General features: G+C 42.7%; 21 protein-coding genes, 2 rRNA genes, 1 pseudogene and 1 riboswitch (1 of these 25 only partly in view). Of the genes and pseudogenes, 8 read left to right on the forward strand and 16 right to left on the reverse strand.

Annotation, left to right across the window (positions count from 1 at the left end; translation table 11 throughout):
• Positions 1–17: 17 nt before the first annotated feature.
• The 6 genes and pseudogenes from N1I80_RS20975 to N1I80_RS21000 all read right to left on the reverse strand — a co-directional run.
• Positions 18–1,016 (reverse strand): NADP-dependent oxidoreductase, encoded by a 999-nt coding sequence (locus N1I80_RS20975; RefSeq protein ID WP_340739767.1) that lies wholly within the window; start codon positions 1,014–1,016, stop codon positions 18–20.
• 22 nt (positions 1,017–1,038) lie between these two features.
• Complete coding sequence (locus tag N1I80_RS20980) at positions 1,039–2,076, reverse strand: aldo/keto reductase (protein WP_340739768.1); 1,038 nt, start codon at positions 2,074–2,076, stop codon at positions 1,039–1,041.
• Positions 2,077–2,329: 253 nt separating this feature from the next.
• On the reverse strand, positions 2,330–3,391 hold the full coding sequence (locus tag N1I80_RS20985; RefSeq protein ID WP_340739769.1) for an alkene reductase: 1,062 nt from the start codon (positions 3,389–3,391) through the stop codon (positions 2,330–2,332).
• Positions 3,392–3,431: 40 nt separating this feature from the next.
• Positions 3,432–4,271, reverse strand: coding sequence for an alpha/beta fold hydrolase (locus tag N1I80_RS20990; RefSeq protein WP_340739770.1), 840 nt, complete (start codon positions 4,269–4,271; stop codon positions 3,432–3,434).
• Positions 4,272–4,384: 113 nt separating this feature from the next.
• The gene (locus N1I80_RS20995) at positions 4,385–4,960 is read right to left on the reverse strand and encodes a TetR/AcrR family transcriptional regulator (RefSeq protein WP_340739771.1); all 576 of its coding nucleotides are present in this window, start codon (positions 4,958–4,960) and stop codon (positions 4,385–4,387) included.
• Positions 4,961–5,101: 141 nt separating this feature from the next.
• Positions 5,102–5,257: pseudogene (locus tag N1I80_RS21000) on the reverse strand (helix-turn-helix domain-containing protein); the annotation flags it as partial.
• A gap of 492 nt (positions 5,258–5,749) precedes the next feature.
• Here N1I80_RS21000 and N1I80_RS21005 point away from each other — a divergent pair.
• Positions 5,750–6,190, forward strand: coding sequence for a GNAT family N-acetyltransferase (locus N1I80_RS21005; RefSeq protein WP_340739772.1), 441 nt, complete (start codon positions 5,750–5,752; stop codon positions 6,188–6,190).
• Between the two features lie 61 nt (positions 6,191–6,251).
• On the opposite strand, the gene N1I80_RS21010 is transcribed toward N1I80_RS21005, so the two are convergent.
• The gene (locus tag N1I80_RS21010) at positions 6,252–6,986 is read right to left on the reverse strand and encodes a DUF5694 domain-containing protein (protein ID WP_340739773.1); all 735 of its coding nucleotides are present in this window, start codon (positions 6,984–6,986) and stop codon (positions 6,252–6,254) included.
• Between the two features lie 489 nt (positions 6,987–7,475).
• On the opposite strand from N1I80_RS21010, the gene N1I80_RS21015 reads away from it, so the two are divergent.
• From N1I80_RS21015 to ahpF, 3 genes are all read left to right on the forward strand, one after another.
• Entirely contained in the window at positions 7,476–8,963 is a 1,488-nt protein-coding gene (locus N1I80_RS21015) for an MDR family MFS transporter (protein ID WP_340739774.1), read from the forward strand.
• A 475-nt stretch (positions 8,964–9,438) separates the two neighbouring features.
• Positions 9,439–10,008 (forward strand): alkyl hydroperoxide reductase subunit C, encoded by a 570-nt coding sequence (gene ahpC, locus N1I80_RS21020; protein ID WP_340739775.1) that lies wholly within the window; start codon positions 9,439–9,441, stop codon positions 10,006–10,008.
• A gap of 258 nt (positions 10,009–10,266) precedes the next feature.
• Complete coding sequence (gene ahpF, locus N1I80_RS21025; protein ID WP_340740112.1) at positions 10,267–11,796, forward strand: alkyl hydroperoxide reductase subunit F; 1,530 nt, start codon at positions 10,267–10,269, stop codon at positions 11,794–11,796.
• 227 nt (positions 11,797–12,023) lie between these two features.
• Here the strand turns inward: ahpF and N1I80_RS21030 are convergent, their stop codons facing one another.
• The 3 genes from N1I80_RS21030 to N1I80_RS21040 all read right to left on the reverse strand — a co-directional run bounded on the left by N1I80_RS21030 (position 12,024) and on the right by N1I80_RS21040 (position 14,476).
• Positions 12,024–13,088 carry an LLM class flavin-dependent oxidoreductase gene (locus N1I80_RS21030; protein ID WP_340739776.1) on the reverse strand — a complete coding sequence of 355 codons (1,065 nt, stop codon included), beginning with the start codon at positions 13,086–13,088 and terminating at the stop codon, positions 12,024–12,026.
• A 5-nt stretch (positions 13,089–13,093) separates the two neighbouring features.
• On the reverse strand, positions 13,094–13,735 hold the full coding sequence (locus N1I80_RS21035) for an NAD(P)-dependent oxidoreductase (protein WP_340739777.1): 642 nt from the start codon (positions 13,733–13,735) through the stop codon (positions 13,094–13,096).
• A gap of 183 nt (positions 13,736–13,918) precedes the next feature.
• Complete coding sequence (locus tag N1I80_RS21040) at positions 13,919–14,476, reverse strand: NADPH-dependent FMN reductase (RefSeq protein ID WP_340739778.1); 558 nt, start codon at positions 14,474–14,476, stop codon at positions 13,919–13,921.
• 273 nt (positions 14,477–14,749) lie between these two features.
• A riboswitch (TPP riboswitch) is annotated at positions 14,750–14,856 on the forward strand.
• 79 nt (positions 14,857–14,935) lie between these two features.
• Here N1I80_RS21040 and N1I80_RS21045 point away from each other — a divergent pair.
• Genes N1I80_RS21045 through N1I80_RS21060 form a run of 4 tightly spaced genes read left to right on the forward strand, consistent with a single transcriptional unit; the run spans position 14,936 to position 18,347 of the window.
• Positions 14,936–15,541, forward strand: coding sequence for a YkoF family thiamine/hydroxymethylpyrimidine-binding protein (locus N1I80_RS21045; RefSeq protein ID WP_340739779.1), 606 nt, complete (start codon positions 14,936–14,938; stop codon positions 15,539–15,541).
• A 1-nt stretch (position 15,542) separates the two neighbouring features.
• Positions 15,543–16,145: an ECF transporter S component gene (locus N1I80_RS21050; protein WP_340739780.1), complete on the forward strand. Its 603-nt coding sequence runs from the start codon at positions 15,543–15,545 to the stop codon at positions 16,143–16,145.
• Positions 16,135–17,589, forward strand: coding sequence for an ABC transporter ATP-binding protein (locus N1I80_RS21055; protein WP_340739781.1), 1,455 nt, complete (start codon positions 16,135–16,137; stop codon positions 17,587–17,589). The genes N1I80_RS21050 and N1I80_RS21055 overlap by 11 nt, the downstream gene beginning before the upstream one ends.
• Entirely contained in the window at positions 17,586–18,347 is a 762-nt protein-coding gene (locus N1I80_RS21060; RefSeq protein ID WP_340739782.1) for an energy-coupling factor transporter transmembrane component T family protein, read from the forward strand. The genes N1I80_RS21055 and N1I80_RS21060 overlap by 4 nt, the downstream gene beginning before the upstream one ends.
• A 180-nt stretch (positions 18,348–18,527) precedes the next feature.
• On the opposite strand, the gene N1I80_RS21065 is transcribed toward N1I80_RS21060, so the two are convergent.
• From N1I80_RS21065 to N1I80_RS21090, 6 genes are all read right to left on the reverse strand, one after another.
• A complete protein-coding gene (locus N1I80_RS21065; protein WP_340739783.1) occupies positions 18,528–18,923 on the reverse strand; it encodes a hypothetical protein in 396 nt (131 codons plus the stop codon).
• Positions 18,924–18,998: 75 nt separating this feature from the next.
• Positions 18,999–20,378 (reverse strand): sensor histidine kinase, encoded by a 1,380-nt coding sequence (locus N1I80_RS21070; RefSeq protein ID WP_340739784.1) that lies wholly within the window; start codon positions 20,376–20,378, stop codon positions 18,999–19,001.
• Positions 20,375–21,046, reverse strand: a complete 672-nt coding sequence (locus N1I80_RS21075) for a response regulator transcription factor (RefSeq protein ID WP_340739785.1) — start codon at positions 21,044–21,046, stop codon at positions 20,375–20,377. The genes N1I80_RS21070 and N1I80_RS21075 overlap by 4 nt, the downstream gene beginning before the upstream one ends.
• Positions 21,046–21,852: a YihY/virulence factor BrkB family protein gene (locus tag N1I80_RS21080; protein ID WP_340739786.1), complete on the reverse strand. Its 807-nt coding sequence runs from the start codon at positions 21,850–21,852 to the stop codon at positions 21,046–21,048. Before N1I80_RS21080 ends, N1I80_RS21075 begins: the two co-directional genes overlap by 1 nt.
• Positions 21,853–21,982: 130 nt before the next feature.
• A 5S ribosomal RNA gene (gene rrf, locus N1I80_RS21085) occupies positions 21,983–22,097 on the reverse strand.
• Positions 22,098–22,285: 188 nt separating this feature from the next.
• Positions 22,286–23,508 (reverse strand): 23S ribosomal RNA (locus N1I80_RS21090) (it continues 1,710 nt past the right edge of the window).

Genomic DNA, 23,508 nt, shown 5'->3' on the forward strand with positions numbered 1-23,508 from the left:
CAGCGAGGGTGCAATGGCTATCTAATTTTTAAAATAATTTTCCCTTTAGCTCTTCCTGATTCCGAATATTCCATTGCCTTTTCAACATCATTAAAAGAAAAAACTTCATCAATTACAGGTTGAATTTTTCCAGATTCAATAAATTTTGTAATCATGCGTAATTGATCTCCACTTGCCTTCACAAACATAAATGTATATTGAATACGATGCTTCTTTTCAAGTTTTGTAAGTTTATAACTTGCAGCTGAAAGCAACATCGTTTTCAAAAAGCCCAAACTATCTTCTTTAGCAAATCGAGCATTTGGCAATCCAGAAAGGGAGACTATTTGTCCGCCGTTTTTAACAACTTTGAATGATCTTTCGAGTATCTCCCCACCAAGCGTATCAAATACGGCATCATAATTTTCCAAAATATCTTCAAACTTTTCTGTTCTGTAATTAATGATTTCATCTGCACCGAGAGATTTTACTAAATTCGTTCCTGCTTCACTGGCAGTTGTTGCAACAGTAGCACCCATTAACTTTGCAAGTTGTATAGCAAAGGTTCCGACACCACCAGCCCCAGCTTGAATCAAAATCTTTTGTCCTTTTTGTAATTGCAGTATGTCATGTAAGGCTTGATAGGCGGTTAACCCAACTAGTGGGACTGATGCTGCTTCCTCAAAGCTCAAGTTCTTAGGCTTTAAGGCTATATCATTTTCATGAATTGAGATATATTCTGCAAAAGTACCAATACTGCTCTTACGTGGACGTCCATATATTTCATCTCCGACTTTAAAACTTGTTACCTTTGCGCCAACCTTTGCCACAACGCCAGAAAAGTCATTCCCAAGGATAAGTGGCATTTTATATTTAATTAATAATTTTATTGTTCCATCACGTATCTTAGAGTCAAGCGGATTAATACTTGCCGCATGTATTTCTGCCAACACCTCATAATCACCTACTGTGGGCATAGGCCTATCGGCTAACAACAGAGGAGTTTTTCCGTATTTTTCAATTATCATTGCTTTCATCATAAAGCCTCCAAAAAACGTTTTAACGAAGGATTCTTCGTTTGTTCGCTTGTAACCAACCGGGAGCCCAACCTCTTTCCATCGTATCCAGGGTTATTCCTGGTGGAACAATAGAATCAATTTCGTCGAGAATATCGTTACTTAATCGAATGTCTTTGCCTTTTAAAGTTTCTCGAAGTTGCTCAAGCGTTCTAGGCCCTATAATGGCTGAAGTTATGGAAGGGTGAGCTTGCGTGAATGCCATGGCAAGATGTGGTAAAGTCATCCCCACTTTATTTGCAAGTGTTTGTAGTTTTGTTATAGCTTCAAATTTGAGACGATTTTCTTCTCGGTTAGGGTCCACAATAGATTGCAGATTTCCTGCAAAGGTGGCTGCTCTTGAATTGGAGGGGACTGCCTCCCCAAAACGGTATTTACCAGTTAATAAACCACCCGAAAGTGGACTCCAAACCATAACTCCCATTCCGTATTTCGCTGTGGCAGCAAGTAAATCAAATTCGATACTACGATTTAATATGGAATACGGGGATTGCTCAGAGACAAACCGTGCTACATTTTTACGTTCGCTAATCCATTGAGCTTCTGTAACTTGCCAAGCTTGGAAATTAGATGTGCCAATGTAGCGAATCTTCCCTTCAGTGACCAAATCCGTAAGTACACCAAGCGTCTCTTCAATATCTGTATTAAGATCAGGCTCGTGTAGTTGATACAAATCGATATAATCAGTTTGCAACCTTCTCAAACTATCTTCTACAGCTTTTCTTATCCAGTACTTTGAATTTCCCGATTGATTTTGTCCACTGCCCATGGGCTTGCCGCCCTTAGTGGCCAGAATGACATCCTGTCTGCGTCCTTTTAGTAATTTACCTAGAATTTCTTCTGCTTGGCCACTTGAATAGACATCTGCCGTATCAATTAGGTTAATTCCTTCAGCTAAAGCTTCATCCAGAATGGGTGCAACCTCTTTCTCAGTATTATTCCCCCAAAAACCAAATGTACCGGTACCTAATACAAAACTGCTTACTTTTAGACCTGTGCGGCCTAATACTCGATACTCCATTTATCCCCAACCCCTTCTTTGATTAATTAGAATGATCATTCTAATTAATTTTAAAATCTCCCCCGTACGAGGCTTACTGTCCAGTGATTTTATTCAAATCTTTCTAATACGATTTTCCCGTTTTAGCTACCTTTAGACTTGCAAAACTATTTGAGGTGATAAACTCGAATAGGCACAAATATGAATTATCATGTCGACAATGCAACTTTACTTTTTGTAATTATCTATTAAATAATTACAATAACAAGATCAATTATTCTTCTAAAAACGGATAATCTGTATAACCCTGTGCACCACCAGCATAGAGCTTAGTTACATCCGGTTCATTTAGGGGGACGTTTTTCTTTATACGCTCAATGAAGTCCGGATTTGCTAGTGCCCAAATCCCTACTGTTGCAACATCTGCTAGATCATTATCCAAGTCCACTGTCAGTTGTTCAAGTGGGCGTCCCATTCTATTGACCAATAGGGGTTGCTTCCACAGTTGACGTATTTCTTGTAATAAAGGGTCATTACCAAAGTGCATAATATGAAGATAAGCCAAATCAAGCTTATTTAATTCCCCTATTAAATATCGATACATCTCAATATTTGTATCGCCTTCCTCAATTCCGTTCAATGTTCCTTGAGGCGAGAACCGAATTCCCGTTTTTTCTGCACCAATTTCATCAATGACTGCTTTAGTCACCTCAATTGCAAATCGAGCCCTGTTTTCAATTGAACCACCATAGGCATCTTGACGATGATTCGAGTTCTCACTAAGGAACTGTTGAATTAGATACCCATTCGCTCCGTGAATTTCGACTCCATCGGCTCCAGCTTCGATTGCAGCGGCTGCGGCTGTACGAAATTCTTGAATGACTTCTTTTATCTCATTTTGACCTAATTCCCTAGGCCTCGGGATATCTTTCATCCCCTCAGCTGTAAACATTTCTGTTTCAGGTGCAATAGCCGAAGGTGCAACCGCTTGTCGATGATGGGGTGTATTGTCAGGATGTGAAACACGCCCTGCATGCATGAGCTGAATGAATATGTGGCCGCCTTCATTGTGTACACGACTCGTTATTTTCTTCCAACCTTCTATGTGAGATGGTCTATAAATCCCAGGTGTATTTAAGTAGCCTTGACCATCATCTGAAGGTTGTGTACCTTCACTTATGATTAAACCAAAAGAAGCACGTTGACCATAATATTCAGCCGCTAGCTCTCCCGGGGTACCATCAGGTAAAGCTCTATTTCTCGTCATTGGTGACATACCTAAGCGGTTTTTCAATGTAATGTCTCCAATACGAACCTCTTCAAATAGTTTCTTCATTTATATTCTCCTCGTCTATTAGTAGTAATGGTCCTCTTCATCACTCAGCATCAAGAAATCGATTTACATCGCCAGCGAACTGTTCTGGGTACTGAAATAGATGTCCATGACCAGAGTCTGGATAAATAATGAGTTGGGCATTCGGTAAGTTTTCAGTAAGAATATAACTGTTTTTAGTCGCAACCATGATGTCTTCAACCCCATTGGTCACGAGTACTGGTTGCGTAATCTTCTGTAACCAGTCGTATTTCTGTTCAGGTTCCCGCTCAGCCCATTGGGAGATTGCCTTGAATTGTGCCTCGGTCACTTGAGATGAGCTTTGCACTTTTTTCTGACCCAAGATTCGTTTTAATGAAGCTATACCAGCCGCTCGACTCGTTTCGGTCGGACCGTAAAATAGGAACAAGAAATTCTCCCGAGCATCATTTTTACTAGATCCAGTCATCGCCTCATACACGCCTTCTCTACGCTCACTGACACCAGATCGTGGAGATGTCCCTGCCAGGACGATGCGTCGTACCATATTTGGCTGTTGCAATGCTAATTCCTGTGCAACCATTCCTCCTATTGAAAAACCAAGGATATCGACTTGCTCTAAGCCAAGTGCTTTAATAAATGTCGCTGCATCCTTTGCCATCTCAGCTATAGTAGTCGGAGTTTCACCACTGGATTCACCGACACCAGCATTATCAAAAAGAATAATGGGTCGATTTTCAGCTAAAACACCAATCATATTAGGATCCCAGTTTTCCATTGTTCCGCGGAAGTGAATGAAGAAAACTAGCGGAATTCCTGTTTCTTGCCCGAGCTTTCTATAGGCAAATCGTACCCCTTCGGCTTCGATATAACTTGATTCAGTTGGAATTGTGAATGTTGACATCATTTTTCTCCTTTCGAACGGCGAGTTCGGATTGATTTGATAGATTTTAAATTAGTTGCAATTTTATCCGCATTTCTAGAATGTTCATTCTAGAAAAGGTAAAAAAAAGAAAGCTAGTCTAACACCGAAAGTGTCATATCAACAATACTTTCTAATTTCTTTTTATCAGCCTCAATCTTCACTAATACGCGTAACCCGACAAGTGAATTATGAAGAAAAAGAGACAATACTTCAGGATCATGATTCTTAGATATTTCCCCGTTTTTCTGCCCATGTTCCAGCAGCTCATAAAAGAAACCTTCTGTCTTTGTAAACATTTCTACAATCTTTGTTGCAACTTCTTCGTCAAGCAAAGATAATTCAACGGCTGCATTTACAGACAAACATCCTTTTGGCAAATTAAGATTTGGGTAAATTATCATGTTAAACACTTCTCGTATCCCTTGTTTTACCAGTAAGTTTGAATCTACTCTCTTCTTCGTTTGACTAGTAATTAACTCATCATAGTGAGTTAAAGCACTCAAAAACAATGTACGTTTGTCGCCAAACGTATCGTAGATGCTTCTACGATGAATGCCCATATAGTCTACCAACTCTTGCATAGACGTTTTCTCATACCCTTGTTGCCAAAAAAGCTCCATGGCTTTTCTTAATACTTGATTTACATCAAACTCTTTACTTCTAGCCATAATTCCTCCCTAAATACGAGCACCTAAACAAGAATGAACATTCTAATTATAGGATATTTAACTGCAACTAATTTAATCTCTTTTAGAATATCATTACTAGAACGATTAGTAAAGAATTCAAGTGATAGCCGTTTTAATTCTTTATAAATCCCTTACCCCAATTTTTTCAGTTGCCGAAACAAGGAAGCTTGGTAACACATTTAAACCAGATGCTAACGCAAAAATAGTATTGATGGTCGGCTTTCTCTTCCCGCTCTCCATTAAGCTAATATATGTACGATCTAAACCACAAATATGTGCTAACTCTTCCTATGAAAACTTCTTTTCCAACCTAATTTCCCTTAATACTTTCCCAAAAACCTCTTCTATTTCCATCCACTATAGCACTGTACTCTTTTTCCCTATACCCGGAGAAATATGCTGTTCAATCCACGGAATATAGTCCGCAATAGGGTGTCTGATATGCTACACTATCTGTAATATAAAACTACAATTGGATTATACACAGGCGAGTACCTGTCACCGTTGCTTTTTTGTATGAATAACTTTTTCAGAGCGTAGTGGTAACAGGCACTCGGATGGTAGCTACACATGTGATTCGATATAATCTCCAGCGAAGGCGCCTTACTGGGGTAGCCGGAGCAATAGACTGACAGTGGTCTTCTGTCTGGCTTATTGCGGGAGGCATCCCCAAGCGCCAAGCGATGTTGGCAAGGTTCTTTATGTAAGTTGCGATAAGTTAATCAAGACCTACCCAATAAAATAAACCTAAAAAAGGACTGAAGCGCATTGGATTCTAAAAGAATAACGCTGGAAGACGACCTAAAAATAGCATTTCATATTAGAAAAGAAGTATTCGTCAAAGAACAAAACGTCCCTTTAGAAGAGGAGTTTGATGAGTTCGACACACTGAATGAGCTATCTGAACACATTTTAGTTTATTATAATGACGAGCCTGTTGGAACTGGACGAGTAAGATGGGTGGATGGCTTCGGTAAATTGGAGAGAATTTGCATCTTGGAGCCTTACCGGAAATTCGGACTTGGAAAAGTAATCATAAAAGCATTAGAAGAAATCGCTGAAGAAAAGGGATTATCCCGTGTTAAATTACATGGACAAACACATGCGGAAGGTTTTTATGAAAAACTTGGCTATCAGACTTCATCCAGTATATTCATGGAAGCAGGGATTCCTCATGTTGTAATGACGAAGGAATTGGCTGCTAAATAAGGTCTTTCGAGGTCCCGATACAATTCAAGGTTATGAATTGTATCGGGACCTCTTACACTATTTAATTTAAGTATTCATTCGCATCAACTACCGTACACACCCCCGATTCCTCCAAAAACTGTTTAATAAGATGAACATGGGCGCCGCCGATTAATAGTAATACTCGATCCTGTGGAGTTGATAGCAATCTTCTCACATTTGTATAGAGGATTAAATTTCGTTTGTACCACCACGTTAACCAATCCATCGCGTAGTACTCTTTCTCTTTTCCAATCATCGCGAATTCCATGTAGATTTGGTGCGCCTTTTTAACAGTTTCCGCTTCATTCACACGCTTATAGCCCTCTAAAATCGTGAGCTTGGATAGTTCCCCCATTTCACGTTGCATCGGCTCCATATACGTTGTCATTATTTCCTTATAACGTTCGGGTTCATATTCTTTGGCATACTGAAAAATATCGTCTATTGGTGCCGATTCATTATCGTCCCCTCTCCAATCGACACAAGAAACCTCGCTTATGCCTGCTTTTTTGGCTAAAGGAAAACCAATCATCTGTATTTCATTCTTCGTCGGGTTCGAATCATCCAATTGATATTTCCGATAACTTTCATTTAACTTCGATTGTACTTCCCATTCTGCTTCGACTGCTAGCTTCGTCGGATTAAACCGATTTAGTGCGTCAACAACTTCCTTTGCCTGTAGCTGTAAATCATTATTGTTTTCACGTTCCATACTGATTAAATCCGACGTCTCTCCTAAATGATACACCCCGACAATCATCACTTCTGGTTTCATGTTAACCCTCCACTCGCTAAAGATATTATAGTTAAAAGCCTCGATTATCTATATATTAATATAAATTTAATCTTATGGTTTTTAATTTTTGGTGTTTCATGATAGTAAAATTGTTTAAAAGACTACTTTCTATCTCTCGACAAGCAACATTGGAAACTTATCGATCATTCGCAGGGAGTTAACGATCAATTCGAAGTCGTTATTAATCATTTGGAGAGAGTTATCGATCATTTGGGCAGAGTTATCGTCATTTCGGGACCTTCGACCCATCGAATTGGCACAGCTTTTGATGGCTATCCTAGCCGTAGAGCGTATCGACATTCTTTATTTAGATCAACATAAAGTATCATACTAACGCTTTGGCAATGGCATGCCGTATTGTTGACAGTTCCTCTTTCTCTTTTCTAAAACTTAACAAACAGCCCCTTTCTCGTTGCCGCATTTTTAGTGTATGATTAGGAAATGCTATAGATAGAAGGAGCTATGTATATGACCGATTATCAAGAACCAAAGAAATATGAGTATTTATCGGAGAACCCGAATGCCAAGGTTATGCCCATTATGCTGTCCCTCATCATTGGGGCATTTTTCGCGATATTAAATGAAACACTGTTAAATATTGCGCTCGTCACCTTAATGGAAGAGTTCTCTATTACATTACCTACTGTGCAGTGGATGGCGACAGGCTTCATGCTTGTCATGGCCATTGTGATTCCTATATCTGCCCTGTTACTTCAATGGTATACGACCCGCCAATTATTTTTAAGTACGATGATTATTTTCACGATTGGGACCATCATCAGTGCGAGTGCACCAACGTTTGCAGTTTTATTAGTCGGTCGATTAATCCAAGCAGTTGGAACTGGCCTACTCATGCCGATTATCTTTAATGTATTTTTACTTATTTACCCACCCCATAAGCGTGGGAAAATCATGGGCATAATAGGTCTAGTCATCATGTTTGCGCCTGCAATTGGGCCAACGCTTTCTGGTGTGATTGTTGAATACTTAGGATGGCGCTATTTGTTTATTCTTGTCATTCCATTTGCTATATTCTCTATTTTATTTGCTTCTAAATATTTGATTAATGTGTCAGAAGTAACGAAACCGAAGATTGACGTTGTCTCCATTATTTTCTCTACCATTGGTTTTGGATCTCTCGTTTATGGTTTTAGTTCTGTCGGAGCAAGTCCTGATGGATTTTTGGATACGACTGTTTTAATTGCGATTATTGCTGGAGTTGTCGGGATTGTGTTATTCGTCATTAGACAATTACGACTTGAAGAGCCTGTTATGGATTTACGCGTATTTAAATATCCGATGTTTACGCATGCAGTTTTGATGTTTTTAATTATTATTATGGCGATGTTTGCTTCAGAGATTATCTTGCCAATTTATATGCAGGGTCCTTTAGCTTTAAGTGCAGCTACAGCAGGCCTGGTGCTTTTACCTGGTAGTATTTTGAATGGGATTATGTCACCATTCATGGGGCATCTTTTTGACAAGTTTGGTCCTAGAGTCCTGATGATTCCAGCGTCACTTGTGCTAAGTGGAACGATGTTTATGATGAGCAGATTGACGGCCGAAACGGCGTTATGGGTTGTCATCCTTGGGTATATTTTACTCATGTTAACTGTTTCAGCAATCATGATGCCTGCCGAAACGAATGGCTTAAATCAGTTGCCTAAACGACTATATCCGCATGGAACCGCGGTTATGTCTACCTTACAGCCTGTGGCGGGTGCTATTGGTGTGTCTGTGTTTATTAGTATTATGAACGCTAGACAACTTAAGTTTTTACAACAATCCGATACGACTGATGCCCCTGCTACAATAAGCGACGCAATGGTAGCTGGTGTTGAACTTGTTTATTTCATCGCTTTTGCCATGTCTCTCGTAGCTGTTCTTTTGGCGTTTATCGTTTATCGTGCGAAGCCGAGTGAAAATGAAGCGGATGAACTGACGCAGGAAGAATAATGGATGATAAAATATCAAACGTCTTTCCCACATGTCAGAGGGAAAGACGTTTTTTCTTTCAATATTAATGAATGGGATCGATTTTCAAAGACCTAAATTGTCTGCTGTACATATTATTATTCAAAATACACAATTATCTAAATAGTAACTAATCGGGAATGTTCTATTTTAATTGAGAATCTAAAGATGCTATTATAATTCGTTTTTCTTTATTTTTTATAAAGATAAAGATAGAATATAAAGAAGTAGTACATATCTACAGCACTAATTGGGGTTAATACTGATTAGTAGGTATAGCGATACGTTTGAGTAATATTGTTGACAAACAATATTAATTATATGATAATAATTATGTAATTAGAATTATTATCGTTTGAGCAATAGTAATTAGATTATTATCATTACTGAAGTTTAGGTTTTAACTATATGACCTAAACTTACTATAGTAAAACACACACTAGGAGGAATATTTATTATGTCTATAATTGGAAAAGAAATACTACCCTTCAAAGCTTCGGCTTACAATAGTGGTAATGGCGAGTTCATCGAGGTTTCTGAAGAAAATCTAAACGGTAAGTGGAGCGTCGTTTGTTTCTACCCAGCAGATTTTACATTCGTTTGCCCAACTGAACTTGGAGATCTTCAAGATCAATACGCAACATTGAAAGAACTTGGCGTTGAAGTCTATTCCGTTTCAACGGACACACATTTTACACATAAAGCATGGCATGACCACTCTGATGTGATCAGCAAACTTGAATATATTATGGTCGGTGACCCATCTCAAACAATTTCACGTAACTTTGATGTGTTGGATGAGGAAGCTGGTCTTGCGCAACGTGGTACGTTCATTATCGATCCAGATGGCATCGTTCAAGCAGCTGAAATCAATGCAGACGGTATCGGTCGCGACGCAAGCGTCCTCGTTAACAAAATTAAAGCGGCACAATATGTCCGCAACAATCCAGGTGAAGTTTGCCCGGCAAAATGGCAGGAAGGCGAAGAAACACTTAAACCAAGCCTTGACCTTGTAGGAAAAATTTAACTTTAATGATATAACAGGGGCAGCCCCCTTCCTTTCCAGGAATAGGGCTCCCTTTATTTTTTAACTTGAGTCCACCACTTCTATCTAGATGGTGGGATGAATGCCAAAAAGCATTTTAATCAGAGGGTCCCTACTGATTCAAGTTAATCCTTCGGCGGATGTCACAAATTTTGAAATGAATTGAATCACTTCATTTCAAAATCTAAGTCAATCACGCCGAGTAGCGTTTAGTAAAATACAAGTTAAGGAGTAGGATTAATCTTGTTAGATAAAGATATAAAAGAGCAATTAGCTCAATACCTCGAATTATTGGAGAGCGATGTACTACTTAAAGTTAGCGCGGGAGAAGATAAGGTTTCGCGCGAAATGACGGGGCTAGTGGATGAATTAGCCACAATGTCATCCCGCATTAAAGTAGAGTTGACAGATTTGGAAAGAACGCCCAGCTTTAGCGTCAACCGTATCGGTGAAGATACAGGCGTCACTTTCGCAGGTATCCCGCTTGGACATGAGTTCACTTCATTGGTCCTTGCTTTATTGCAAGTGAGTGGCCGTGCCCCTAAAGTGGATGACAAAGTGATCGAGCAAGTGAAAAACATCGAGGGCGAGTACCGCTTCGAATCATATATCAGCTTGAGCTGTCAAAACTGTCCGGAAGTTGTACAAGCACTGAACCTGATGAGTGTGCTAAATCCTAGCATTACACATACAATGATTGACGGCGCAGCGTTTAAAGATGAAGTGGAAAGCAAAAACATCATGGCGGTTCCTACGGTATATCTGAATGGAGAGCCATTCTCAAGTGGTCGGATGTCTCTCGAAGAAATTTTAGCCAAACTGGGAAGCGGACCGGATGCATCTGAATTTGCGGATAAAGATCCGTATGATGTACTCGTTATCGGCGGTGGTCCAGCGGGTGCAAGTGCAGCAATTTACGCGGCACGTAAAGGGATCCGTACAGGGATTGTCGCGGATCGTTTTGGCGGTCAGATTTTGGATACGGCTTCGATTGAAAACTTCATCAGTGTGAAGCATACAGAAGGTCCTAAACTAGCTGCAAGCCTTGAAGAGCACGTGAAAGCATATGACGTAGACGTGATGAATTTACAACAAGCGAAGCGTTTAGAAAAGAAAGACCTCATCGAAATTGAATTGGAAAACGGTGCCGTTCTGAAGAGTAAATCCGTCATCCTTTCAACAGGGGCACGTTGGCGCGATATTGGCGTACCTGGCGAGGCAGAATTCAGAAACAAGGGGGTCGCATACTGTACGCATTGTGACGGTCCATTGTTTGAAGGCAAAGATGTTGCGGTTGTCGGCGGTGGTAATTCTGGTATCGAAGCAGCCATCGATCTTGCAGGAATTGCCAAGCATGTTACCGTTCTTGAATTCTTGTCAGAGTTGAAAGCTGATTCTGTTTTACAAGAGCGTCTGTATAGCCTACCGAATGTCACAGTTCTGAAAAATGTTCAAACAAAGGAAATCACTGGAACGGACAGCGTCAACGGTATCACTTACATCGACCGTGACTCTGGTGAAGAACAGCATATCGAACTTGCAGGCGTATTTGTTCAAATCGGTCTTGTACCAAATACGAATTGGCTAGGTGACGCTGTTGAACGCACTAAATTTGGCGAGATTGTCGTCGATAAACGCGGTGCAACGAACGTACCCGGCGTATTTGCTGCGGGAGACTGTACAGATAGTCCGTACAAACAAATCATTATTTCAATGGGCTCAGGTGCGACTGCTGCCTTAGGTGCATTCGATTATCTAGTTCGAAATTAATAAATGCGAAACATCTAATTCGTACGACTACTATTCAAAAGGGCTGTCCAGAAAGTCAGTGAAAATTGACTTTCTGCGACTGCCCTTTTTTTCGTGTTTACCCAAAAGAAATTGCAGTTGAAAAAGCCCCATTTTTTTTGCAAATCCCCTTGTAGAAATGAATAAGCAGGACTACCATATTGTCGATTACGGTAGTCCTGCTTTTTAAACTACTAGATTAAGAATATTCACTTTGCGGTTTCCCGTCGAACAATCGGTGCCACTTCTGTCGCTAGCATTTCAATACCTTCAGCAACCCTTGAATACGGTATGCCTCCGATATCCATTTGTGCCATAAATCGTTGGTGGCCAAACAATTCATGTTGCTGGAGAATTTTCTCAATAATTTGTTGAGGACTCCCTACAAATAAACCAGTCTCAGGGCTAGCCATGTGCTCGAAATCCGCCCGAGATATCTTCGTACCCATTCCTCGCTGTTTGTTCACATATTCCCAATAACTAGAATAATACGGGTAAAATTCATCTTTTGCCTGTTGCGAGGTTTTCGCAATAAATGTATGTCCTGTCACCGCTACGCTTAAATCATCGTTGCGATGCCCAGCTTCTAATCCAGCTTGGCGATACAAATCGACAAGGGGCTTGAAACGTTTTGGATCGCCACCAAGAATAGCAAGAGCCATTCCTGTTCCAAGTCTTCCAGCACGTGCTGCACTTTCCGGTGTTCCACCTACACCAATCCACAGCGGTAATTTCTCTTGAGCTGGACGAGGAGCGATCATGGCGTTCTGTAGCGAAGAACGGAAAGAACCTTGCCAATTGACAATTTCACTAGCATTTAATTGTTGAAGCAATTGCATATTCTCCTCGAACAGTTCATTATAATCGTTTAAATCATAACCAAATAACGGGAAGGATTCTACAAATGCACCACGGCCTGCAATAATTTCCGCGCGGCCATTTGACAGTAAATCCAGTGTCGCAAAGTCTTCGAAAAGACGGACAGGATCGATCGTACTTAACACAGTTGTTGCACTCGTTAATTTGATATGCTTCGTATGTTGTGCCACTGCTGCGAGCGTGACAGCTGGAGACGACACTGCATAATCTAAACGATGATGTTCGCCGACCCCAAAGATATCCAGTCCCGCCTCATCTGCTAGTTTTCCAGCGGCTAATACTTCTTGCAGGCGCTGCTGAATGCTAATTGTTTTTCCTGTTTGAGGATCTGGACCGAGATCACCAAGCGTATAAATGCCTATTTCTATTCCAGGTTTCTTTTCTGCTATTTGCATTGTATTTACTCCGCTTCTGAAACAAGTGTAAAACGCTCGTTAATATGTTGAGGTTTTTCGATCTCATCTAAAACTGCGATTGCAAAATCAGCATAACTAACGTAGCTGTCGCCTTTTGCGTTCACAATAAAATTGTCTTTTCCTTTTTGATAAGATCCTGTTCTTTTTCCTTCTGGGTTGAAAAATGCTGCTGGACTAATAAATGTCCATTTAATATCAGTTTCATTTTGTAAATCTTCTAGATTCTTTCCTTGATTGGAAGCGGTCGGAAAATACTCTTTAGGAAATTCAGGTGTATCCACCAAGCGAACCGTTTTAGCTTCATCCACAAATAGACTTCCTGCACCGCCAACAACAATCAATCTTGTATTAGATGCACCTTTCACAGCTTCGATTAAGACTCTTCCTGCATCAACATGAAGATGTTCCTGACCTGCTGGTGCACCAAAAGCATTGACAACAACATCAAATGATTGGAGATCTTCAGCTTTCAAATTGAATACGTCTTTTTCAAGTACAGCCACTTTTTCTCCTGCCAGTTTCGCAGCATCCCGAACGATCGCCGTCACTTCATGTCCGCGTTCGCTTGCTTCCTTTGCAATGAGGCCTCCTGCTTTCCCTGTTACACCAATAATACCGACTTTCATAGTCAATTCCTCCAATTCATTGATGGCACATTATCTAATGTACGCTTTTTATCCTTTAGTATGCACGACTATCTACGTCGTTATAATTGTCAACTAGTTAGTAATACTATGTACACTCGTGAAGCGTACAAAATGCAGAAACAGGTTTGAATTGAGTCTGCATTTTTGCACAAATCACTTATTTTATCGTACAGTTTTTAATGCACCGCTCCAAGCAAGAACTTGGTCAAGCATAGCGTTTGCGTTGTCTGCATGGTAATCAGCAGGCTTGAACACGCTCATGTTTTCAAAGTCAGACATCAATGAGAACGTAACTGCTGTGCGCACGTCAGCGACTTGTAGTTCACCTAGGATAAGACGTAGGTTTTCATGTGCACGTGTACCGCCCAAGCTACCATATCCAACGAAGCCAGCTGCTTTATTGTTCAGTTCTGGATTCAAGAAGTCCAGTGCATTTTTTAGTGCCCCACCAATTGCATGGTTATATTCAGGTGTTACGAAAATATACCCGTCAAATGAAGCCATTTTTTCTGACCACGCTTTGATTTGTGCTTCAGCATCTGGTTGTGCATTTGCTGAGCCTAGGAATGGAAGGTTATAATCAGCAAGGTCTACAATTTCATACTCTGCATCGTTACGTTTTTTTGCAAAATCACTCATCCATTTCGCTACAGCATCACCGTTGCGCCCCACACGTACACTACCTTGAACAATACCGATTTTCAGTTTTGCGTTTGTCATTGTTTTTTCCTCCTCAGTTGATCTACCTAATAGTCTGTCTAAAAAGCCCACTTTACTTACCACCTATGCGATTTAATTACTTTTTCAAAAATACTTACTTTACGTAACTAACTATATATAAGTAACATTATGTTGTCAAGCAAGTAGTTTCAAGATTCTTCCGATACTCTATAAATTTATCTTACACTTTACAAACTCCATTCCATCCTTTACACTGAATGCGCTGGAGACAATTCAGCACAATACGAACTTTACAATCAAAATCACATACGTTGTCTGCACTAGGGGTGCCTATTTTCGGCTGAGATGAGAGCTTTTGCTCCGATCCCTTATAACTCGAACCAGGTAATACTGGCGTGGGGAAGTGCGGTTACTTTTGCCTTAGGTTACCTATGCGCAGGAGAGCTGCATCTTCACGGATGTGGCTTTTTTTGTGGAGAAAAATAGGGGGAAACGGTTATGGAAACAAACTTTTCTTGTGGGACCAGTCCAATTATTGGATTGCGGTTTTCGCTTCATCCGATGGCGAACAATTTTGTAGAAATCATTAAAGGGGCATTATCGAAGGCGGAGACGTCCAATGTCTGGATGCACACCGATGATGTGAGTACAGTAATGCGCGGCAAAGAGGTTCATGTTTTTGATACGGCCAAGGCCATTGTGTTACACGCTGCTAAAACAGGAGCACATGTCGCCTTTAACGGAACTTTTTCAGTCGGCTGTCCGGGCGATACTGCGGGGGATGTTTATTTAGAAAAAGACGATGTCCGATTAAATGAACCACTAGTGAAAAACTTGCGACAGTATGTATCCTCTCAGTTTGCACTGTACCCGATGAATAACCCTGATTATATGTCTGTTATTTACAAGGAAGTGGAGCGCGCAAAGGAACGTGGTGTTTTTAATACGAGTATGCATTATGCAAGTGGCTTGCACGGAGATATTCATGAGGTTTTTGCATTTTTAGAAGAGACTTTTTCCGAGGCACGTTGTACGGAACATCGCCATCTTGTCATGACGGTCAATATGAGCATCAACAGTCCTTCACACAAAGGGGATGCCTGATATGTTGAAGTCCTGGAAGCTGAAGGAAGTTGTACTGTTGTCAGTTCTGGCCGTTGTGTTCGCTGTTGTCTATTTACTGTTCGTCCATGTCGGCAATATTTGGGCGGGCTTCATCGGCCCGATTGCGTATGAATGGATCTTTGGCATTTGGTTTATCGTCTCGATTATTTGCATGTATATCATTCGTAAACCTGGCGCCGCCGTCCTGTCTGAAACCGTAGCTGCTGCGATTGAAGTGATGATTGGTAATGCGGTCGGTCCACGACTCATTTTGAGCGGACTTATACAAGGATTAGGGGCGGAAGCTGCATTCGCTGCGACAGGCTATAAGCGGTTCAATACATGGGTGCTTATTTTGGCGGGTGTCGGATCAGCGGTATTTAGCTTTGTCTACAGCTTTTTCGTATCGGGTTACGCGGCACTATCCCCTACTTATGTTGCTCTCATGTTTGGCCTACGGATCATGAGTGGTGCACTGATTGCCGGACTTGGCGGGAAATGGGTATCTGACGGTCTTCTTGCGACAGGTGCGCTACGTGGCTATGCCATTTCTAGAGATAAACCAAATCGCAAGCAGAAAGTAACGGTTCAGCATGGTCGTTGAATGGGCAAAGCGAGCACCGACTGTTGAATCCGCCGTTGTCATGGCATTCGCCAACGTCAGCTTCCGCTTCCCCGAGGATGAGAAGCCTGTGTTACACAATGTTTCATTGACCATTCAACAAGGTGAGCGGGTTGTCATTACAGGTGCGAGTGGTAGCGGCAAAAGCACATTGCTGTATTTGATGAACCGTCTGTACCCGGCGAGTTGTGATGGTATTCTGTCGGGGACCATCACATTATGGGGTAAAGACCATGACGACTATGCCCCAGGTGAGGTCAATGCCCGCGTGGCCACTGTGTTTCAAGATCCCGATTCGCAATTTTGTATGCCGACTGTTGAAGAAGAAATGGCTTTTACACTGGAAAACTTACATGTGCCACGTGCAGAGATGGGGCAGCGAATAACGGAAGCTTTGGAAGTCACGCAGTTAACACAGTTGAGGCACACGATCATTCAAACATTGTCTGGTGGGATGAAGCAGCGGGTTGCTACTGCTTGCGCTATTCTGATGAAACCGGAAGTTCTGTTGTTGGATGAACCTTTGTCACATCTCGATCCACTGACGGCACGGGAATTTGTTAGCTGGTTAGATACATTGCAGAGAATGTATGACTGGACTGTTATTGTCGTTGAGCACCGCCTTGATGCTTGGGGTAATTTTTTCGATCGGGGTTTGCAGGTTGTGACTGGCGGGTTTGTTAAACAAGCGGATTGCGCTGTGGCCGCTCCGATTTTATTCGAAAAAAGGGGGTCTTCGAGGGCTGTTGCAACGATTTTCGACATGCAGAGTGTATCTGTGGAAGTGAAAGGGAAAACGTTGTTGGAAGATGTGTCCATCCAGTTGAAAAGCGGGGAAATTGCTGTACTGGCTGGGCATAACGGCAGTGGAAAGTCGACGCTGTTGAAAACAATTTGCGGCATTATGCCGAGGTCGAAGGGACGAATTATAGGAGAAGCCATCCTGCCGGGCTATGTCCCTCAATCGCCTGAGCATTTGTTTGTGACACAGCGCGTCGAGGATGAGATTGTTTTTTCTAAAAGTGTAGCACCTGAATTGGTTGAGGATATTATGCGACGGTTGAAGTTAGAAAATATTCGACAGTCCCATCCCTTTGCGATTAGTCATGGGCAAAAACGTAGAACAGCCATTGCAGCGATGCTTGCGGAAAGGCGGCCTGTTCTTCTATTGGATGAGCCGACAAGTGGACAGGATGAAGCCGCTTTGCGGGAACTGCATCATCTCGTGCATACTCGCGCAGAAGAAGGACTTGCGGTGCTTATCGTGACGCATGATATGGAATTTGCAGCGGCTGTTGCGGATACGGTCTTTTTGTTGAAAGAAGGGCGATTGACGGGGCGTTATGATGCGGTGGATGTGTGGGGAAATGAACAGTTGTTACGAGAGCACTCCTTATTGCCGCCTATGGGAGGTGACTATTTGTGAGAATTCGTGAGCAGCTGCATGATATGAATCCTTCGTTTAAATTTCTTGTTGTTGTCATTTCTATGCTGACACTCGCCTGGTTTTTCAATCCCTGGACACCCGCATTGTTTTTTATAGGTATCTTAACTGTTCAATTGTTGTACAGCTCGGTCAATTGGAAGTTATGGCTGTTGCTGATGATTCCTTTTTCGATGACAGCTGTCGGGTATTTGTGGACAACGATACTATTTGCTGCTGATACGGCTGGAACGGTGATTTGGACGTGGAACAGTATTGTAGTGACAGATGAACAGCTGTCACGCGCATTATCGCTGGCGCTTCGAGTTATCGCATTTTCTGCGATTTCCCTGCTGTTCATTTTGACAACGCAGCCAGTCAAATTCATCATGAGTTTAATGCAGCAGTTACGGTTATCGCCCAAACTCGCCTATAGCATTCTCGTTGGCTATCAGTTTTTGCCTGTTATCAAGGATGAGTTCATCCAAATCCGCCATGCGCATAGACTTCGGGGTGTTGGTGTGGAAAAATGGTGGTGGCAACGATTGTATGGCATGAGACGGCTACTCATCCCCCTACTGGCAGCTGCAGTCCGAAAAGCCGAACGCGCGGCATTCGCCATGGAAGCTCGCGGCTTCACGGGCCAACCACGCACTGAGTTTTTTAAACCTGTCACTGTGCGCCTCAATGATTGGGTGCTGCTCGCTTTATTTTTAACACTTCTGACAGCGAGCTGTTGGTTGGGTGTTGTATGGACGTAATAAAAACGCAAGCGCCCTAGCATAAGGCGAGTCGGCTTGACTATTAAGGAACAAGTCTAAGTTCGCCGCGTCCTGCGGCAACGACTGCGTAACTCACATCCTGTGAGCCTCCGAGCCCCTGGGCGCTGGAGTCTGGACATGATAAAAAATACCCTCCCATTTTAGTTTGGGAGGGCGTTATTATGAACCTTTTTTCTCTGTCATAAATGTAACGACCACAAACAATGCAAAGCTGATCAATAAAACAGTTCCACCCACAATGTAGAAGACGAGTGCTAAGGTTTCATTAACATTAAAGGGCTTCATAAATTGTAGCCACATACCTGTCGTCAAACCGATTGCTCCAATAATTCCGGTCCACCCATGAAGTGTAACCAATTTTTTTGCCCGCACTTTATAAATCCGGTAAAAGACACCCCAAGCAAATAGCGACAACCAACCGACTAATAAGATATGTGCATGAATCGGACGGAATGCGTATGATCCTGCGCCCGCCATATGCGAACCTAAAAACGTCCCGATCAAACCGAAAATTGCTGCGACACGAATCAATCGTAAACTCCATTTTTCCTGCATATTGAATTCCCCCTGTGCTGTTCATGTTATACCCTTATTGTAAACACCCTATATGAACGGAAGATGAACAGGACATTACAATTTCGGCAAACGCACTGTGAAAGTCGTGCCTTCCCCTATATAACTAGCAACATCAATCGTACCGCCATGCAGCTTCACAACTTGTTGAACAATCGACAATCCGAGTCCCGTCCCACCTGTTTCCTGCGTCCTCGAATCATCCGCCCGGTAAAAACGGTCAAATATCCGTCGAATCGACTCTTCGCTAATCCCAATACCCGTATCACGAACCATTACCCTAATCTCGTTATCCTGTTCCGCTAATAAAATATCAATGGTCCCACCAATATCCGTATATTTCAACGCATTCAATACAAGGTTCTCCCATACTTTCTCAAGGAATGCCGGATCACCCGTATAACGAACCTCATCAATATCCATCGACAATGACATTTCCTTCTCTTCCAGCAACCATCTATACTTCCGAATCGTCTCCTTGAGCTGTTCATCCAAAGCAAAGGCCTTCACTTCCAACGGGGACGATAACTGATCCAACGAAGTCAACAGCAACAACTGTTTCGTCAATGAAGACAAGCGTTCCGTTTCAGATTGAATAATACTCGCATAACTTTTCCGCGATTCCACTGGTAACTGATCGTCCAATAATAGCTGCGCATAGCCCTTAATATTGAGCAACGGCGACTGAAAATCATGCGATACATCACTGATGAACTCTTTGCGTATCCGATCATTTTCACTTAGCTTCTCCGTCATCTGCTGAAAACTATTCGCCAGCTGGCCAATTTCATCTTTTCGTTGAATATCAAGTGTCCCAGTAAACTGTTCTTCCCCCACCCTTTTCGTCGCAACCGTCAATGCCGTAATCGGGTCAATCAGTTTCTTCGCCACCATTAACATCGACAACAAACTAATCACCGCCATGACCAGCACCATACCCCCAAGGATATAATGCACTTCCGTAAACAGCATCTTAATGTCTGGTCGCAGAAAAAGGGCATAGGTTTTCCCCTTATAGTCAAACGGGACCCCTACTGTATTCGCTGATTCATTCGAGAAAAATCCCGTCACAAACGTCTCGCTAGGGAGATCCCTCATCCCATGATAGACGTCCCCATTCAACACCTGATCTATTGCTTTTTCTGCCAAATTTTCAACACGAAATGGCTCGCCATACCGTATCACCCGTCGTTGTTCATCCACAACATACAACTTGTACCCCACTGCAGACTGCATCATTAAATAATCTTCAAGATCCAACCCTTCATTGGATTGGATGAAAGACGCAACACTCTTTCCAATAGTCATATTTTTTTCATCGTTCTGCCCCTTCAAATACTGGTGATAATATGTATTGACCGCCAAAAATGCAATAAGGCCACTAATCACCATAATCGCAGCCGTCATGGCAATGAACTTACCATACAGCGACCTCACGAAGATACCTCCAGCTTATAGCCAACTCCCCGTACCGTTGAAATCTTCACTTCTTCCGTCAGCTTACCTAGCTTATCCCGCAATCGTTTTATATGCACATTCAACGTCTGCTCATCACCCTCATAATCATATCCCCACACCCGCTCCAGCAATAGCTCGCGCGCAAACACATGATTCGGCCTTGACGCTAACACCGACAACAACTCAAACTCTTTCAACGGCGGAAGTAGCACCTTCTTACCCACAGCTACCTCATAGCTCTGGCGATTGATCTTCAGCGGTCCCGCCTCAATAAACACATCGACCGCCTTATCATATCTACGTAAAATGGCATTGATTCGAAATAATAATTCCTTCGGTTCAAAAGGCTTCACCACATAATCATCAGATCCCGCGAGAAACCCCTTCTCCTTATCCTCCAACTCACCCTTAGCCGTCAGCAATAAAACCGGTATATCCGCCTCAGCTCTCAGTTTCTTCGTCAGCGCATAACCATCCATCCTCGGCATCATCACATCTACTACGGCCAAATCGGGCAACTCCGTCTCCAACAGCTCCAGCGCCTCAAAACCATCCGAAGCCTTCAAAATTGTATACCCCGCCTGCATCAATTGAATACTGACCAACTCCAAAATATTCGGATCATCATCCACCACAAGTATTTTCATCATCTCTTCCTCCCACGCCATTCCGCATTCAACAAACCCGAAAACAAAATAATAACTGCCGACAAATAAAACCATAAAACCAGTAAAATAATTCCCGACAACTGGCCATATAACAATGTATAATCAACATTTGATACATAATCTCCAAACACAAGTGAAAACAACTGCCAACCAAGCGTAGAAAAAATTGCACCTGGCAGTACTTCTTTTAACTTCATTTTCCCCGTTGGTACAACTTTATAAAATAATAGGAAGAATAGAAACAAAAACAGTGTGCCCAGGCCCCATTTCACATTGGGCCAAACATATATCCAGCCTTGCCACTGCTCAATCGTATCATAATAAGTCACAACTCTATACAATGCCTTCTCAATAATTGGTAGGTACAATGATAACGGTATAACAAGCATAAAGACCAGCGTCACCCTAAGATCACGTAACAGCACTTTCCAAAATGCATAACGTCGTACATAGCCATTTGCTAAATCGAGCGAACGGGCTAGCGACTGAACCGCCATCGAAGAAATCCAAAACGCAGCAGCAAGGCTTGTATACAACACTTTTCCCTGTCCTTTATAAAGGATCATGCGGACATTCCTCTCTATTATAACGAATGCCTCATCCGGCGTGAAAGGTCTAAGAAACGTTAGTAGCATTTCTTCATTCACCGGGAACAAACTAAGCAAGGAAAAGATAAAGATAAGAAAGGGAAACATCGACAGCAAAAGGTAATACGCCGTTTGCGCTGCCTGGTCAAAAAATCGTTCCTTGAAAAAACGGGTTACAGCATTTCGAATAATCCTCATTCATTCACCCCTCTACCTCAATATACCCTATTCGGAATAAGACAACGGGATAACCATGAGAAGCGATAAGGAAATTTATGAGTTAAAATTAAACACAAAAAAAGCCATTACCTATTGGTAATGACCATGTGCCTGGCGACGTCCTACTCTTGCAGGGGGAAACCCCCAACTACCATCGGCGCTGAAGAGCTTAACTTCCGTGTTCGGGATGGGAACGGGTGTGACCTCTCGCCTTCGTCACCAGACCTGCATGTCCTTTTCTCAAAGACAATACTCATTATATCAAATCTTTTGAGATTTGCAAGTACTTTTTTATGAACGGTACTTATTCGCTCAAAACTGAATAAAAGAGACATTAAGACTTTTTAGCGTATTTCAGCTAAAATAGTCTTCCATAGTTCACAAATCAGGGCCAACCTGCCCTTTTTACTATAAGGTTAAGTCCTCGTTCGATTAGTATCCGTCAGCTCCACACGTCACCGTGCTTCCACCCCAGACCTATCAACCTCATCTTCTTTGAGGGAACTTACTTACTTGCGTAATGGGAAATCTCATCTCGAGGGGGGCTTCATGCTTAGATGCTTTCAGCATTTATCCCGTCCACACATAGCTACCCAGCGATGCCTTTGGCAAGACAACTGGTACACCAGCGGTGTGTCCATCCCGGTCCTCTCGTACTAAGGACAGCTCCTCTCAAATTTCCTGCGCCCGCGACGGATAGGGACCGAACTGTCTCACGACGTTCTGAACCCAGCTCGCGTACCGCTTTAATGGGCGAACAGCCCAACCCTTGGGACCGACTACAGCCCCAGGATGCGATGAGCCGACATCGAGGTGCCAAACCTCCCCGTCGATGTGGACTCTTGGGGGAGATAAGCCTGTTATCCCCGGGGTAGCTTTTATCCGTTGAGCGATGGCCCTTCCATGCGGAACCACCGGATCACTAAGCCCGTCTTTCGACCCTGCTCGACTTGTAGGTCTCGCAGTCAAGCTCCCTTATGCCTTTGCACTCTACGAATGATGTCCAACCATTCTGAGGGAACCTTTGGGCGCCTCCGTTACTCTTTAGGAGGCGACCGCCCCAGTCAAACTGTCCGCCTGACACTGTCTCCTGCCCCGATAAGGGGCATGGGTTAGAAGTCCAATACAGCCAGGGTAGTATCCCACCAACGCCTCCTCCGAAGCTGGCGCTCCGGAATCTTAGGCTCCTACCTATCCTGTACAGGCTGCACCGGAATTCAATATCAGGTTACAGTAAAGCTCCACGGGGTCTTTCCGTCCTGTCGCGGGTAACCTGCATCTTCACAGGTATTATAATTTCACCGAGTCTCTCGTTGAGACAGTGCCCAGATCGTTACGCCTTTCGTGCGGGTCGGAACTTACCCGACAAGGAATTTCGCTACCTTAGGACCGTTATAGTTACGGCCGCCGTTTACTGGGGCTTCAATTCAAAGCTTCGCTTGCGCTGACCTCTCCTCTTAACCTTCCAGCACCGGGCAGGCGTCAGCCCCTATACTTCACCTTACGGTTTTGCAGAGACCTGTGTTTTTGCTAAACAGTCGCCTGGGCCTATTCACTGCGGCTCTCTCGGGCTTTAACACCCTACCAGAGCACCCCTTCTCCCGAAGTTACGGGGTCATTTTGCCGAGTTCCTTA

This window comes from Sporosarcina sp. FSL K6-3457 (genome assembly GCF_038007285.1).
In the GTDB taxonomy this organism is placed as follows: domain Bacteria; phylum Bacillota; class Bacilli; order Bacillales_A; family Planococcaceae; genus Sporosarcina.